Source organism: Pseudomonas sp. 9.3L, from assembly GCF_058536285.1.
In genome coordinates, this window is sequence record NZ_JBZUBK010000001.1 from 3135826 (window position 1) to 3151840 (window position 16015).

Consider the following 16015-nt stretch of genomic DNA (forward strand, 5'->3'; position numbering starts at 1 on the left):
GCGCCTAACCGAACCGGCCACTCAACCCTGACTGACGAGCCGCGCAGGTGCCAGCCGCCGGATGGGCACCCGAATCACGGAACCCGACCGCCTTGAGGGCGCCTAAACAGGCTGTTGACCTGCACAAGCGAGAGAGCAATGACCCGTATCGAAACCGACAGTATTGGCCAGATCGACGTCCCTGAAGACGCCTACTGGGGCGCGCAGACCCAACGCTCGCTGATCAACTTCGCCATTGGCGATCAGCGCATGCCATTGGCGGTGGTGCATGCCCTGGCCCTGATCAAGAAAGCGGCATCACGGGTCAACAATCGCAGCGGCGACCTGCCGCCAGACGTGGCGCGGCTGATCGAACAGGCCGCCGACGAAATACTGGCCGGCGAGCATGACGCACAGTTCCCCCTGGTGGTGTGGCAGACCGGTAGCGGCACCCAGAGCAACATGAACGTCAATGAAGTGATTGCAGGCCGCGCCAACGAGCTGGCCGGCAATGGCCGTGGCGGCAAAGCGCCTGTTCACCCCAATGACCATGTGAACCGCTCGCAGAGTTCCAACGACTGCTTCCCCACGGCCATGCACGTGGCCACCGCCCAAGCGGTTCAGGCTGACCTGCTCCCCGCCATAGGTGAGTTGTCAGCAGGCCTGGCCGATCTATCGGCGCGGCATATGAACCTGGTCAAAACCGGCCGCACCCACATGATGGACGCGACCCCGATTACCTTCGGCCAGGAAATGTCCGCATTCGTGGCCCAGCTCGATTACGCCCAGCAGGCGATTCGCAGCGCGCTGCCAGGTGTGTATGAATTGGCCCAAGGCGGCACCGCAGTAGGCACCGGCCTTAACGCGCCGCAGGGGTTCGCTGAGGCTGTGGCGGCTGAGTTGGCGGCGTTGTCTGGCCTGCCATTCGTGACTGCACCCAATAAATTCGCTGCCCTGTCAGGGCATGAACCGCTGGTAACGCTGGCCGGCGCCCTCAAGACCCTCGCCGTGGCCTTGATGAAATTGGCCAACGACCTGCGCCTGCTCAGCTCTGGCCCCCGTGGTGGCCTGGCGGAAGTGCGCTTGCCTGCCAATGAGCCAGGCAGCTCGATCATGCCCGGCAAGGTAAACCCTACCCAGTGCGAAGCGCTATCGATGCTGGCGTGCCAGGTGCTGGGCAATGACGTGACCATTGGCCTGGCGGCCAGCCAGGGCCACTTGCAATTGAACGTGTTCAAGCCAGTGTTGATTCATAACTTGCTGCAGTCGATCCGCTTGCTGGCCGACGGCTGCCGTAACTTTCAGACTCACTGCATTGCAGGCCTGGAAGCGGACGCCGACAAGATGGCCGAGCACCTGGAACGGGGCCTTATGCTGGTCACCGCGCTCAATCCACACATCGGTTATGACAAAGCCGCGCAAATTGCTAAAAAAGCGTATGGCGAAGGCCTTACACTACGCCAAGCCGCGTTAGACCTGGGGTACCTTACCGACGAGCAATTCGATCAGTGGGTGCGCCCTGAAAACATGCTTTCAGCAGGCAGTAACGGTTAAACAGGTATTCCTGCCCGTCTTTGCGGCGGGCAGTTTCTCACTTCGGCAGACAGTTGGTTCGGAGGCCACATGCTAGGCAAACGCGCGGAAGAAACCGCACCCGCTACACGGTTTCGCAGTGATCGCTTTACGTTGATCAATGGCAATTTCTTTTTCAGCACCCGTGAGAACACCCTGGAAGGCCCGTTTCGCACCCGCGAAGATGCGGTCAAAGAAAGCCAGGTGTACATCGAGCGCGCTGCGCGGGAGCAGATGCACCGCTAACCGCGCTGCCTTGACAATAGCGTTTCAAGGCCTCGGGCAACTCATTTGCCCTGCTTGAATGCGTTCTCCAGTGCCTCATTGATAGTGCGCAGTACCTTCACCCTCGCCCAGCGCTTATCGTTCGCCTCGACCAAGGTCCAAGGCGCGATCTCGGTGCTGGTGCGGTCTACCATATCGGTAACGGCCTGGCGGTATTGGGGCCACTTGTCCCGATTGCGCCAGTCGTCTTCGGTGATTTTGTAACGTTTGAAGGGCGTTTCCTCACGCTCTTTAAAACGCTCCAGCTGAGTAGCCTCATCGATGGCCAGCCAGAATTTCACTACCACTACCCCAGCGTTGGTGAGCTGCTCTTCGAAGTCGTTGATTTCGCTGTAAGCCCTGAGCCAGTCAGCCGGTTCACAAAAGCCTTCTACCCGCTCGACCAGAACGCGGCCGTACCATGAACGGTCAAAAATAGTGAACTGCCGACGTGCTGGAATGTGCCGCCAAAATCGCCATAGATAAGGCTGGGCGCGCTCTTCTTCGGTAGGTGCGGCCACTGGGATGATGTGGTACTGACGGGGGTCGAGTGCTGCCGCAACTCGGCGGATTGCCCCGCCTTTGCCCGCCGCGTCATTGCCCTCGAACACCGCCACCAGCGCATGCTTGCGCATTTGCTTATGGCGCAGCAGCAAGGCCAGCCGGGCTTGCTCTTCGATCAACTGCCGCTGGTAGTCGTCCTTCTCCAGGCTTTGGCTCAGGTCCAGGCCTTCAAGCACCGAACGCTCATCCAGGCTCTTGCCCAACGGCGGCACGGCTTGCTGAACCGGGCGCTTGGGTGCATTAAGGCGCGCTTGCAGCCCTTCGAGCAAAATGTTACCCACGGCCAGGCTACGGTAATTGCTGTCCACGCCTTCAATCACATGCCATGGCGCGTATTCGCGACTGGTTCGGCGCAGCACGCGCTCGCCATAACGCACGAAGTGGTCGTAGGTTTTGGATTGCTGCCAGTCCAATGGGCTAATACGCCAGCTGTGCAGCGGGTCGTCTTTAAGGGATTTGAGCCTGTGCTTCATCTGTTTCTTGGACAGATGGAACCAGAACTTGAAAATCAGCGCGCCCTCGTCACACAGCATTTGCTCCAGGCGCTCGGCCTGGTTGATTGCCTGGTCCAGCACGGCGTCCTTGAAGCGCCCATGCACCCGCCCCTGGATCATTTGGCTGTACCAGTTGCCGAAAAACACCCCCATCCGCCCCTTTGCCGGGAGCATGCGCCAGTAACGCCACACTGGCGGCCGGGCCAACTCTTCATCGGTTTGCTCATCGAAGGTGCGTACTTCGATCAGGCGTGGGTCCATCCACTCACTGAGCAGCTTGACGGTCTCGCCTTTGCCAGCGCCCTCCACGCCGTTGATCAGGATGATCACCGGAAAATTGCCCTGCTCCTTGAGCTCGTATTGAGCATCGAGCAAGGCCTCGCGCAGGGCCGGTACAGCGGCCTCATAGGCCTCATCATCAATAGCGTGGCCGATTTCGGCGGATTCAAACATGGGCGAGCTCCTGTTGGCTGCTTATCTTGACCGCGGGGTATGCCAGAATACTCGCCCGTCTTACCAGAACCCTATCAGCGCCTATGCCCGCCCCTACCCGCTGCGCCCAGCTCGACTGGGATGAAAACGGCCAGCCACGCTCTCTTGCCTTCGACGACGTGTACTACTCAAGCCAAGCCGCCCTGGAAGAAACACGCTATGTGTTCCTGGAGCAAAATCGCCTGGAAGCGCGGTTCACCCAAATGGCCGAGGGTGAATGCCTGGTGATCGGGGAAACGGGCTTTGGCACGGGTTTGAATTTCCTGTGCGCCTGGCGCCTGTTCGACGCCAATGCCCCGAAGGGCGCGCGGCTGCATATGCTCAGCACGGAAAAATACCCGCTTACGCTGCCAGACCTGCGCCGCGCCTTGAGCTTGTGGCCCGACCTGGCCCCTTGGGCCAGCGCGTTGCTAAGCGCCTACCACGCCCTGCACGATGGGCCGCAGCGCCTGGTATTTGCCCAGGGGCGCGTGACCCTGACCCTGTTGGTCGGCGATGCGAGCACCCAATTAAGCCAGGCTCAGGCCGGTGTAGATGCGTGGTTTCTGGACGGCTTCGCCCCGGCGAAGAACCCCGATATGTGGACGCCCGAACTGTTTGCCGAAGTGGCGCGATTGTCAGCGCCAGGGACGACGTTGGGCACCTTCAGCGCGGCGGGTGCCGTTCGCCGGGGCCTGACGGCCGTGGGCTTTAAAATGAAGCGCTTGCCTGGCCAGGGGAAGAAATGGGAAATCATGCGCGGCGAGTTCATTGGTGCGCCCGCAGCCCCCGGCAAGCCATGGTTTGCCTCGCCACCGCCGGTACCAGGCCCGCGGGAGGCCTTGGTCATCGGTGCGGGGCTGGCAGGGTGCGCCACGGCGGCCAGCCTGGCAGCACGGGGCTGGCAGGTCACCTTGGTAGAGCGTAACGCGCACCTGGCCAGCGAGGCCTCGGGCAACCCACAAGGGGTGCTGTACCTGAAGTTGTCCGCCCATGGCACTGCCTTGTCACGGCTCATCGTCGGTGGCTTTGGCTACACCCGGCGCCTGCTGGAGCGCCTGCAGCGAGGCCGCGACTGGGCGGACTGCGGTGTGCTGCAATTGGCCACCGACGCTCGCGAAGCCACCCGCCAGGCGGCGCTGGCCGAAGCCTTTGCCCCAGGCCTGTTGCAAGAAGTCAGTGCCGAACAGGCCAGCCAGCGTGCCGGTGTGCCGCTGCCCATCGGCGGCCTGTGGTTCCCGGAGGGAGGCTGGGTACACCCACCGGCCCTGTGCGCACTGCTGGCCGATCATCCGTCTATTCAGGTGGTCACCCATCACGAAGTGCTGCGCCTGTCACGCCGCGACGACCGCTGGCAGGCGTATGCAGGGGAGCGGCTGGTGGCCAGCGCGCCAGTGGTGGTGCTGGCGTGCGCTGCACAGGTGAAGGCATTCGAGCCCACGGCGCACTTGCCACTCAAGCCCATACGCGGGCAAATCACCGCGCTGCCGGAAACGCCGGCCAGTAGCGCGCTGGCCACAGTGGTGTGTGCAGAAGGGTACGTCGCGCCCGCGCGCCTGGGTGAGCATACGCTGGGCGCCAGTTTTGACTTCCAGCGCCTGGACAGTGAACCCAGCACACCTGAACACCGGCATAACCTCGAACTGCTGCGCGGCATCTCGCCCGAATTGGCCGAGCGCTTGGCGCCCCCTGCGGCTGAGGCCTTGAAAGGCCGGGTGGGCCTGCGCTGTACCAGCCCGGACTACCTGCCCATCGTGGGCCCCGTGGCGGCCGCCAAAGCCTTTACCACTACTTACCAGGCGCTGCGTCACAACGCACGTGCACCGGTCACCGAACCCTGCCCCTGGTTGCCTGGCCTCTGGGTGAACAGTGGCCATGGCTCGCGCGGCCTGATTACCGCGCCGCTGGCCGGCGAAATGATCGCCGCCTGGCTGAGCGGCGAGCCCCTGCCCGTGGCCCAGGACGTTGCCCACGCCTGCCACCCGAACCGCTTCGGCGTGCGCTCGCTGAGCAAAGGGCCTGCAGGCAAGCCGACCGATGGCGGCTGAAGATTACGCCAGGGCGGCCGATTACCTGTAGCATAAATGGGCACTTTGATATCACGGAAGGGTATTTCCACCCGCCTTGGAAGATAGACGATGACGCAACCAGCACCCACGCCCATCAACGAAGCAGCCCGGCTCTGTCGCGCCGCCGAGCTGAGCCCTCTTGAAAACGTCGGCGACCCGGTGTTCGACGACATCGTTGCGTTGGTGCAATCCTATTTCAACGCACCTATTGCCTTAATCGCCATTTTGGAAGAGCAACGGCAATGGTTCGTGGCCCAGCGTGGGCTGGTCGTCAATCAAACCCCCAGGGATATCTCCTTCTGCGGCTACGCAATCCTTTCAGATGAGTTGTTCGTGGTCGAAGACGCCTCTCTGGACAGCCGCTTCAAGAACAACCCATTGGTAACAGGAGCACCACACATCCGGTTCTACGCCGGGGTGCCCTTAATCACTGAGGAAGGGCTGGGGCTTGGCAGCCTATGCATCATCGATAGCGAGCCTCGCCCTGCCTTGACCCCTCGCGAGCGGCAGGCCCTGCGGCGCTTTGGCTCTCTGGTGATGCAGCGCATTGCCAGCCTGCGCAATTTCCATTTCCGTGATCAACAGACCGGCATGCTTAACCGCACTCGGTTGGAGCAAGACATTGCCGAGCGTCGTGGCGAGAACGCTCACTCGCTGGTTGCCATCGACATGGTGTCCCCACAGATGCTCAACGACATCGTCAAAGCCTTGGGGTATCAGTTTTCCCAAGACCTGATGCTGGCCATGCACGAGCAGCTGCAAGCCGTACTGCCTGCTCACACGGCTATTTACCGCATCAGCCAGACCCGCTTTGGGTTCTTCCTGTCCGGTGGACGCGGGTCGGAAACCGAATCGGTGTTCGCCAGCATTGCCCAGCGCTTCAAGCGCCCGCTGATGTGCAACGGCATTCCCATACAAACCCAGATCGGTATCGGCGCCATTGAGCTGGCCAACAACCCGGCCAACCTTCCGGACTGGCTGCGCATGGTGGTGAGCGCATCGGACGATGCCCGCATCAAGGCCAAAGGCTGGGGCTGGTACGATTCGGGCCTGGCCCGCGTGCAGCAGCGGGCGTTCATGCTGCTGAGCGCGTTGGCCGAAGCGTTGCAACGGCCTGACCAACTTCGATTGGTGTACCAGCCGCGCTTCGATGCACAGAATGGCGCCTTGCTCTCGGTAGAAGCGCTTTTGCGCTGGGAGCACCCGTTTTTAGGCGCAGTCAGCCCTGGGGAGTTTATCCCCCTGGCCGAACGCACCTCCATGATTCGGCCGCTGAGCCTCTGGGTGATCCGGCAGGCAGTAGCCCAGGCGACTCAGTGGCACCGTGCGGGTAAAAGCTTGAAGGTGTCGGTGAACGTGTCCGCTGAAGACCTCGATGGCGCCCCGTTCACCGACAACCTGCTAAAACTGCTGGCCGAGCATGGCTTGCCACCCTCGCTGCTGGAGCTGGAATTCACCGAAAGCGCGCTGTGCCAAAGCCCTGAGCTGGTGCGCGAACAATTGGAGCGTTTGCGCAGCGTGGGTATCGACGTGGCCATCGACGACTTCGGTACCGGCTACAGCAATTGGACGTACCTGCGCCAGCTACCGGCCACGGCGGTAAAGCTCGACCGCTCGATGATCTGCAACGTAACCACCGACGAGCGAGACCGCCGCCTGGTAGAAACCCTGATCGGCTTGGGCCAGCGCTTGGGTTACCGCATCGTGGCCGAGGGCATCGAGGCCGCTGATACCCTCGAAGTGCTACGCGAAGCAGGCTGTCATGAAGTGCAAGGGTTTTTCCTGGCACGCCCCATGGAGCTGACCCTGTTGGAAACCTGGCGTGCCGCGCGCCCTCTGACCGTCACACCTCCCGACACGGACGGTAAGTCAGGGACGGTAAGTCAGGGACGGTAAGTCAGGGACGGTAAGTCAGGGACGGTAAGTCAGAGGGTATAGGCCAAGGGGTGTAAGCCCCTGCCGCCTACCCCGAATGGAACGATCCTGCCCTCCCCCCCTCCAAAACCCATGCCCCTGCTGTGGTGACGCTTCAACCAGCGCGCCAGGCAGGGCCGCGCGCTACTGGCATGACACCTTTCGCAGCCTGGCTATTTATACCGGGCGACCTTGCGCCTTGCCTCTGACCGCCCATGCGCGGCCCCCAGTAGCGCTAAACGCTGATAGCAAAAGGTTGTTGCACCATGTGTGGAATCGCAGGAGAGCTTCGTTTCGATCGTCAACCCGCCGACCTGGGCGCCATCGAACGCATTACCCATCACCTGGCCCCCCGTGGCCCTGACGCCTGGGGCTTCCATAGCCAGGGCCCAGTGGCCCTCGGGCACCGTCGGCTGAAAATCATGGACCTGTCAGATTGCTCCGCGCAGCCGATGGTCGATGGCCAACTGGGCCTGGCGATGGCTTTCAACGGCGCCATCTACAACTACCCTGAGCTGCGCAAAGAGCTTGAAGCCTTGGGCTATAGCTTCTACTCCGATGGCGATACCGAAGTGCTGCTCAAGGGTTATCATGCCTGGCGCGAAGCCCTGTTGCCCAAGCTCAACGGCATGTTTGCCTTTGCCGTGTGGGAGCGCGACAGCCAGCGGCTGTTCCTGGCCCGCGACCGTCTGGGCGTCAAGCCTCTCTACCTGTCACGCACCGGCAACCGCTTGCGGTTTTCTTCCACGTTGCCAGCGCTGCTCAAGGGCGGGGACATCGACCCCGTGCTGGACCCAGTGGGGCTGAACCACTACCTGAACTTCCATGCAGTGGTTCCCGCGCCACGTACGCTGCTGGCCAACGTGCAGAAGCTACCGGCAGCGACCTGGATGCGCATTGAGGCGGACGGCCGCACGGAAGAAAAAACCTGGTGGACCCTGCCCTACGGCCCCCATGACGACGAGCGCGGCCTGGACCTTGAGGGCTGGACTGACCGCGTGCTTGACGCTACCCGCGAGGCCGTTGCCATTCGCCAACGGGCCGCAGTAGACGTAGGCGTGCTGTTGTCGGGTGGTGTGGATTCCAGCCTGCTGGTGGGTTTGCTGCGCGAAGCGGGCGTCGACAACTTGCTGACCTTCTCCATAGGCTTTGACGATGCAGGGGGCGAACGCGGCAACGAATTCGAGTTCTCGGACCTGATCGCCCGGCACTACGGCACGCGTCACCACCAATTGCGTATTGGCGAACACGAAATCATCGAGCAACTGCCCGCTGCCTTCCGCGCCATGAGCGAGCCAATGGTCAGCCACGACTGCATCGCTTTTTACCTGCTGTCGCGGGAAGTGGCGCGTCACTGCAAGGTAGTGCAAAGCGGCCAGGGTGCAGACGAGCTGTTTGCCGGTTACCACTGGTACCCGCAAGTAGACGGCGCCGCCGACCCCTTCGCCGCGTACCGCAAGGCGTTTTTCGACCGCGACTACGCCGACTACGCCGACACCGTGCAGCCAACGTGGCGCCTGGGCAGCGACGTGGCGGGTGACTTCGTGCGTAATCATTTCGCGATGCCTGGCGCCGAGGCTGCCGTGGACAAGGCCTTGCGACTGGACAGCACCGTGATGCTGGTAGAGGACCCGGTCAAGCGCGTGGACAACATGACCATGGCCTGGGGCCTTGAAGCCCGCACACCCTTCCTCGATTACCGGTTGGTAGAGCTGTCGGCACGGGTGCCTGGGCGCTTCAAGCTGCCCGACGGCGGCAAGCAGGTATTGAAGGAAGCCGCGCGGCGGGTAATTCCCAGCGAGGTGATCGACCGCAAGAAGGGTTATTTCCCTGTGCCAGGCCTCAAACACCTGGAGGGCGCTACCCTAGGGTGGGTACGCGACTTGTTGACCGACTCCAGCCAAGACCGCGGGCTGTTCAACCCCGCGCGCATCGACGCCTTGCTGACTGACCCGCATGGCCAATTAACGCCGTTGCGTGGCTCTAAGCTATGGCAGTTGGCCGCGTTGAACCTATGGCTTACTGAACAGGGGCTCTGATTCATGAAAGCGTACCCGCACTCCTTGAGCCAGCGCCTGCAACGTGGTCAGCCGCCGTCCTATGAGCGGCTCCAGGCCATGTGCGCCGAGGACGGCCTGCCCCCGGCCAGCGCCCCGCGCCCTTTGCACTGCGGCTGGGGCCGCTTGCTTATGGGCCACACCTGGGCCTCCCCACAGGCCTTGGCCGGCGAATTGCTCAAGGAGCAGCCGGGGGAGCGGGACATCGCACTCTATGTGGCCGCCCCACAGCAGGTGCTGGCCCAAGCCCCTCAGCAATTGTTCCTCGACCCCTCCGATACGCTGCGCCTGTGGTTTAGCGACTATCGCCCGGCGCAGCGCGTGTTTCGTGGGTTTCGCATCCGCCGGGCCTGCACGGAGCATGACTGGGAGGCGATCAACCAGCTCTACCGTAAACGGCGCATGATGCCTGTGGACCCGGCGCACTTGACGCCTCGCCACCAGGGTGGCCCGGTGTATTGGCTGGCCGAGGATGAAGCGGACGGTTCGGTCATCGGCAGCGTGATGGGCTTGAACCACCGCACCGCGTTTCAGGACCCCGAGCACGGCAGCAGCCTCTGGTGCCTGGCGGTCGACCCCCGATGCACCCGCCCAGGTGTTGGCGAGGTACTGGTGCGCCACTTGGTAGAACACTTCATGAGCCGTGGCCTGGCGTTCATCGACTTGTCTGTGATGCACGACAATCGCCTGGCCAAGAACCTCTACGCCAAGTTGGGCTTTCGCACGCTGGCCACCTTCGCGGTGAAGTGCAAGAACGTGATCAACCATAAGCTGTTCCTGGGCCCTGGCCCTACGGAGGAGCTTAACCCCTATGCGCGCATCATCGTCGACGAAGCCTACCGGCGCGGCATCGACGTGCAGGTGATCGACGCCGAGTATGGGCTTTTTGCCCTCAGCCACAGTGGCCGGCGTATTCGCTGCCGGGAGTCGCTTTCCGACCTCACCAGCGCCGTCAGCGTGATGCTGTGCCAGGACAAGAGCCTGACCCACAAAACCCTGGCCGCCGCCGGGGTATCGCTGCCCGCACAACAGTTGGCCGCCAGTGCCGATGACAACCAGGACTTCCTCGAAGAGCATGGCCGTGTTGTGGTCAAGCCTCTGGATGGCGAGCAAGGCTTGGGCGTGGCCGTAGACCTACGCACCCTGGAAGAGGTCCAGGCTGCCATCGAGACGGCTCGTCAGTACGACAGACAGGTGCTGCTGGAGAGCTTCCACGAAGGCGCAGACCTGCGCATCGTGGTCATTGGCTTTGAAGTGGTGGCCGCTGCCATCCGCCGCCCCGCCCAAGTGGTGGGTGACGGCCATTACTCGGTGCGCGAACTGATCGAAGCCCAGAGCCGTCGTCGGCAAGCCGCGACGGGAGGCGAGAGCCGGATTCCGCTGGACGCTGAAACCGAGCGCACCGTCAAGGCCGCAGGCTATGACTACAGCAGCATTGTGCCCAAGGACGAAACGCTAGTAGTGCGCAAGACTGCCAACCTGCACACCGGCGGCCATCTGGAAGACGTTACCGACAGCCTTCACCCGGTACTGCGCGATGCGGCCATCCAGGCCGCACGAGCCCTGGACATTCCTGTGGTGGGTATGGACCTGCTCGTGCCTGCCGCAGACCAACCTGACTATGTGTTTATCGAAGCTAACGAGCGCGTAGGCCTGGCCAACCATGAGCCCCGCCCCACAGCGGAACGCTTCATCGATTTGCTGTTCCCACATGTACAGCCTGTGCGCTGAATGCCTGGACGGCCTGGTCCTAGGCTTATCCACTGCAGCAGGGTGCCCACACGGCGCCCTGCTGCCTCAAGTACCTCGAGGAGCCCATTGATGTCTACTATCCCCGAGCCGGATATGAATTATCTGCGCAAGGTACTGCTTGAAATGCTGGCCATTCCAAGCCCCACCGGCTTTACCGATACCATTGTGCGTTACGTGGCCGAGTGCCTGGATACACTGGGTATCCCTTATGAACTGACCCGCCGTGGCACGCTGCGCGCCACGCTTAAAGGCAAACGCAGCTCGCCTGACCGCGCCGTATCGTCGCACTTGGACACCATTGGGGCCATCGTGCGCGTGATTCAAGACAACGGCCGCCTCGGTTTGGCGCCAGTAGGCTGCTGGTCCAGCCGCTTTGCCGAAGGTAGCCGGGTGAGCGTATTCACCGACACCGGCATCGTGCGCGGCAGCGTTTTACCCCTGATGGCCTCTGGGCATGCCTTCAACACCGCAGTCGATGAACTTCCCATTAGCTGGGACCACGTAGAGCTGAGGCTGGATGCCTACTCGTCCACCCGCGCCGACGCCGAGGCGTTGGGCGTGAACATTGGCGACTTCGTTGCGTTCGACCCCCTGCCTGAATTTACCGACAGTGGCCACATCAGCGCCCGGCACCTGGATGATAAAGCCGGCGTAGCGGCGGTGCTGGCAGCGCTCAAGGCCATCGTGGACAGCAAAAGCGAGCCCTTGATCGACTGCCATCCGATCTTCACCATCACCGAAGAAACCGGATCAGGTGCAGCGGGCGCGCTCCCCTGGGACGTGAGCGAATTCGTGGGTGTGGATATCGCCCCGGTCGCCCCTGGGCAACATTCCAGCGAACATGCCGTGAGTGTGGCCTTGCAGGATTCCAGCGGGCCGTATGACTATCATTTGTCGCGGCATTTGCTTCGGTTGGGCGACGACAATGCCCTGCCTGTACGCAGAGACTTGTTCCGCTATTACTACAGCGACGCTCACTCGGCGATCATGGCCGGCAATGATACCCGGACGGCCCTGCTGGCCTTCGGTTGCGACGCCACCCATGGCTACGAGCGCACCCATATCGACAGCCTGGCAGCCCTGAGCCGTTTATTGACGGCATACATGCTCAGCCCGCCGGTGTTTGCGAGCGACGCGGACCCAGCCCATGCCTCGCTGAGCAACTTCAGCAAGCAGATCGAACACGACACCCACATGGAAAGTGACACCCGAGTGCCTACCGTGGATGAGGTGATCGGCAAGTGATACCCGTCGGCCTGTGACCACCCGCGCCCAGCCATTACGGTAAGCTGGGCGCTCTTCACTCACGGTGCGACGCCCTTGCTGATTCCTTACGAGCAACTTGACCCCGATACCCTGACCCGGTTGATCGAAGACTTCGTGACCCGCGATGGCACTGACAATGGCGACGAAACGCCTTTGCAGACACGCGTGCTAAGGGTGAGGCAGGCCTTGGCCAAGGGTCAGGCCTTTATCCTGTTCGACCTGGAGAGCCAACAGTGTCAGTTACTGGCCCGCCACGATGTGCCCGCAGAGCTGCTGGACGACCTGAACCCTTCATAAGCTTGAGGCCGCCACTTTATCCAGGCGCTCCGATTGCAGGCGTTTGTAGATTTCCGAACGGTGCACTTCCACCTTTCTTGGCGCGGCGATGCCCAGCCTCACCTGGCTGCCGCTGACCGAAAGGATTTTGATACGGATGTTATCGCCGATAACGATTTCCTCACCGACTGTTCGGGTCAGTACAAGCATGGCTAGCGTCCTTTCTTGGTTGGAAAGGTGAGCCTGCCCTGTACGCGCGAGGGGTTCAACGCAGTCACGTCATAATCAGGTGATTGAAGTGAAAATTGGACACTTTCCTACAAGATAGTGGAACCACTTCAAACGGTTTTTTGCCCATTAGCGCTCAAGAACAGGGTGCTAGGCCGACCACTTCGGCCCAAACAACACCAGCGTGGCACCCAGCACACATAGGCCGGCCCCTAGCCAGTCCGTCCATAGCGGCCGGCTGCGCTCTACCACCGCCAGCCACCCTAGTGAGGCCGCGACATAGATACCGCCATAGGCTGCGTACGCCCGCCCGGCATAGCTGGCTTCTACACGGGTAAGCAGCAACGCAAAGCATGCCAGGCTTAACCCACCCGCTACCGCCCAGCCAGGCCCTTTGCCCACCCTCAGCCAAAGGTAAACGCCATAGCAGCCAGCGATCTCGAACACAGCCGCCAGGGCAAACCACAGGTAGTTGAGCACGGCAGGCCCCTTCGATCAGTCGTAAAGCGCAAAGCATACGCCAGTCGTTGCGCGTAACTCGGATCGGCATGCGCGCCCTAGAAACATTCTTTCAAACTTTTTGCGCCCCTGATGTTCGTATAACCCAAGCGGGCGGTATTCTTGGCCCGCCCCACCAGCGGCCTGTGCCGCGAAGGACCTCACTAAGGAAGCCGCCATGGGCACCATACTCATCATCATTCTGATTCTGCTCCTGATCGGTGGTCTACCTGTCTTCCCGCACTCGCGCAGCTGGGGCTACGGGCCGTCGGGCATCATCGGTACTGTGCTGGTTATCCTGCTGATCCTTGTGCTACTCGGGAAGATCTAGCACCTGTGCGTTGAGCGTGATACCGGAATAAACACAACCCCGAGCGGTGGCTTCCCACCCTCGGGGTTGTGTTTCAGAACGTTGTACGCAACCCTACTTGCAGGCTACGGCCTTCTGCCGGGGCGATGTCACGCAAGATCGAGCTGGCGTAGCGCACCGTCTGGTTGGTGAGGTTGTCTGCGTCCACGAATGCCAGCCAACGGCTGCTGCCGATATCGAACCCATACCCCACACTGGCACCCAAGGTGGTATAGCCGTCGGTATCGCCTTCGTTATCGGGCACCCGGTGCTGGCTGCTGGCATGTTCTACGTCAATGCGCGCCTGCCAGGCGTCTTTATTCCACAGTAGGCCTGTATCAACACGAAGCGGGGCAATGCGCGGCAAGGGCTCACCGGTGTCCAGGTTTTGGGCGCGGGTGTAATCGGCCGAGACTTCAAGCGCGAAGCTGCCATAGCGGGTATCACCCAGCGCCCAATGATCCTGCGCTTCAATGCCGGCAAAGCGGGCCCGCACGCCTGAATAGGTGTACTCAGGAATGCCCTCTGCGGCCTCCTCACCTTCCTCCCCCAGCGTACGCCCGCTGCTGAGCAAGCCGATGTAGTTGGAAAAGTGGCTGTAGAACACGCCAATGCTGCCCTTGTGTACCTGGTTATCAAAGCGCAGCGCCAGGTCGGCGCTCACAGCCTTTTCTTTTTCCAGCCCAGGGTCACCTACTTCATAGGTGCCGGTCGCTACATGGGCGCCATTGGCATACAGCTCGTAGAAGGTAGGTGCGCGCTCGGTATAGCTCAAGGTGGCTGCCAGCGCCCAGGTGGGCGTCAGGGTGTACACCGCCCCTGTGGACAGGCTGCCTGCAGTAAAGCTGCTGGAGCGATTTGCTGCGGCGAACCGGTCATTGCCCGCGCCGTCAGGGTCAACAGTGGTGTGTTCCAAGCGGCCGCCCAGCGTGGCCTTGAGGCGGTCAGTCGCCTGCCACTCTTCCAGGATAAACAGCGCCGCAGCGTCGGTATCGGTCTGGGGTACGAAGGCCTCTTCGCCCAGCGCGGAAAACTCGCTGCGGCTCACTTGGGCGCCTACCACACCGTTGATCGGGCCCAACGGCTGATGCCTGGCTTCCACGCGCGCCTCGTACCCTTTGTTCTTGAATACCGTGCCCACTTCGCCGTCTTCGATTTCCCGGTGCTCGTAGTCGGTATACCCGGCATCCAGCTTCACCGAGCTAAATGGCCCTTCCAGGTCGCGCAGCTCCGACGCGAAGGCGTAGTGGTCCTGTTGCATGCGGATGCGCACGCCCTGCTCGGCCGGTGAGCCGTAGTTGGAGTCGTAGTTGCTATAGGACAGGCCCGCATAGCCGTGGTCCCAGGTGTAGCTGCCCCCGACTGCCCCGCCATCCTGGCGGCCATCACTGTTACCCAGGCGATGCTTGCGGTCGGCTTCAGGCTCAAGCGCCCGCTGCTCGCCGGTACGGGCATAGCCTGGAATGCGCAGGTCGTTGAACTCGCGGCTGTTGGCGTCCAGGTGTAAGGCAAAAGCGCCATTGCCCGCCTCCAGCTTGCCCGCGCGGCTGCGAGTCGTGTCAGCGCCACCATACCGCAGCTCGCCTGCACCCTGAATGCCTTCGATGGCCTCGGTGGGAATACGGTTATCGAAGGTATTGACTACCCCGCCAATGGCACTGCCCCCATAGAGCAACGCTGCAGGGCCTCGCACGATTTCGATCCGATCAACGTTGACCGGGTCCAGCGGCACAGCGTGGTCGTACGACAGGGACGAGGCGTCCAAGGCGCCCACACCGTTGCGCAGCAACCGGATACGGTCGCCATCCAACCCGCGAATGATAGGTCGGCTGGCGCCTGGGCCAAAGTAGGAGGATGACACTCCGGGCTCATGTTTGAGGGTTTCGCCCAGGCTGCCTTTTTGCTGAAGAGTCAAGGCATCGCCTTCCACTACCGTGCTTGGGGCCGCTACTTGGGCACTGCCCAAAGGGTTGGCTGTAATGACCACGGGGCTTAAGTCCACGGCATCGGCCGCGTATGCGGGATGAGCGATAACGAGTGCGATCGCCAAGGGCGACAGTGGCCCAAGAACAGTCCTTGATTGGTTGAACATGCCGGTTTCCATGAAAGCGGGGGTCACAGGCCCGTCGACTGACCTGCACGCCCCGCAGAAGACACACTGCTAGGCCTAGTGCTTGAAATGTTATGGTATAACATATTTAGCACAATGCACTACTGAAGTCTTTTATGGAATCCGGTCGCGGCCAAGGCCGGCTGCTACGG

The 16015-nt window shown here is 61.9% G+C and carries 13 protein-coding genes; 9 read left to right on the plus strand and 4 right to left on the minus strand.

Features of this window, described 5'->3' with window-relative positions; translation table 11 throughout:
- The first annotated feature begins 138 nt into the window (after window positions 1-138).
- Window positions 139-1533, plus strand: coding sequence for a class II fumarate hydratase (locus tag AC4LE2_RS14385; protein ID WP_491826405.1), 1395 nt, complete (start codon window positions 139-141; stop codon window positions 1531-1533).
- Between the two features lie 69 nt (window positions 1534-1602).
- Entirely contained in the window at window positions 1603-1797 is a 195-nt protein-coding gene (locus AC4LE2_RS14390; RefSeq protein WP_491826406.1) for a DUF6316 family protein, read from the plus strand.
- Between the two features lie 41 nt (window positions 1798-1838).
- Here the strand turns inward: AC4LE2_RS14390 and pap are convergent, their stop codons facing one another.
- Entirely contained in the window at window positions 1839-3326 is a 1488-nt protein-coding gene (gene pap, locus AC4LE2_RS14395; protein WP_491826407.1) for a polyphosphate:AMP phosphotransferase, read from the minus strand.
- Window positions 3327-3409: 83 nt separating this feature from the next.
- Between pap and mnmC the strand changes: the two genes are divergently transcribed.
- The 6 genes from mnmC to AC4LE2_RS14425 all read left to right on the plus strand — a co-directional run bounded on the left by mnmC (window position 3410) and on the right by AC4LE2_RS14425 (window position 12699).
- Window positions 3410-5392 carry a bifunctional tRNA (5-methylaminomethyl-2-thiouridine)(34)-methyltransferase MnmC2/FAD-dependent 5-carboxymethylaminomethyl-2-thiouridine(34) oxidoreductase MnmC1 gene (gene mnmC, locus AC4LE2_RS14400; RefSeq protein ID WP_491826408.1) on the plus strand — a complete coding sequence of 661 codons (1983 nt, stop codon included), beginning with the start codon at window positions 3410-3412 and terminating at the stop codon, window positions 5390-5392.
- A gap of 90 nt (window positions 5393-5482) precedes the next feature.
- Entirely contained in the window at window positions 5483-7309 is a 1827-nt protein-coding gene (locus AC4LE2_RS14405) for a putative bifunctional diguanylate cyclase/phosphodiesterase (RefSeq protein WP_491826409.1), read from the plus strand.
- 284 nt (window positions 7310-7593) lie between these two features.
- Complete coding sequence (locus AC4LE2_RS14410; RefSeq protein WP_491826410.1) at window positions 7594-9366, plus strand: N-acetylglutaminylglutamine amidotransferase; 1773 nt, start codon at window positions 7594-7596, stop codon at window positions 9364-9366.
- 3 nt (window positions 9367-9369) lie between these two features.
- Window positions 9370-11115 (plus strand): N-acetylglutaminylglutamine synthetase, encoded by a 1746-nt coding sequence (gene ngg / locus AC4LE2_RS14415; RefSeq protein ID WP_491826411.1) that lies wholly within the window; start codon window positions 9370-9372, stop codon window positions 11113-11115.
- A 90-nt stretch (window positions 11116-11205) separates the two neighbouring features.
- A complete protein-coding gene (locus tag AC4LE2_RS14420; protein ID WP_491826412.1) occupies window positions 11206-12381 on the plus strand; it encodes an osmoprotectant NAGGN system M42 family peptidase in 1176 nt (391 codons plus the stop codon).
- A gap of 75 nt (window positions 12382-12456) precedes the next feature.
- Complete coding sequence (locus tag AC4LE2_RS14425) at window positions 12457-12699, plus strand: YheU family protein (RefSeq protein WP_491826413.1); 243 nt, start codon at window positions 12457-12459, stop codon at window positions 12697-12699.
- Here AC4LE2_RS14425 and csrA read toward each other — a convergent pair.
- Complete coding sequence (gene csrA, locus AC4LE2_RS14430; protein ID WP_491826414.1) at window positions 12694-12888, minus strand: carbon storage regulator CsrA; 195 nt, start codon at window positions 12886-12888, stop codon at window positions 12694-12696. The two genes, AC4LE2_RS14425 and csrA, sit on opposite strands and share 6 nt — an antisense overlap.
- A gap of 168 nt (window positions 12889-13056) precedes the next feature.
- Window positions 13057-13386, minus strand: a complete 330-nt coding sequence (locus AC4LE2_RS14435; RefSeq protein WP_491826415.1) for a YnfA family protein — start codon at window positions 13384-13386, stop codon at window positions 13057-13059.
- Window positions 13387-13582: 196 nt separating this feature from the next.
- On the opposite strand from AC4LE2_RS14435, the gene AC4LE2_RS14440 reads away from it, so the two are divergent.
- Window positions 13583-13735, plus strand: a complete 153-nt coding sequence (locus AC4LE2_RS14440; protein ID WP_225772438.1) for a DUF3309 family protein — start codon at window positions 13583-13585, stop codon at window positions 13733-13735.
- A gap of 73 nt (window positions 13736-13808) precedes the next feature.
- On the opposite strand, the gene AC4LE2_RS14445 is transcribed toward AC4LE2_RS14440, so the two are convergent.
- On the minus strand, window positions 13809-15845 hold the full coding sequence (locus AC4LE2_RS14445; protein ID WP_491826416.1) for a TonB-dependent receptor: 2037 nt from the start codon (window positions 15843-15845) through the stop codon (window positions 13809-13811).
- Between the last annotated feature and the right edge of the window lie 170 nt (window positions 15846-16015).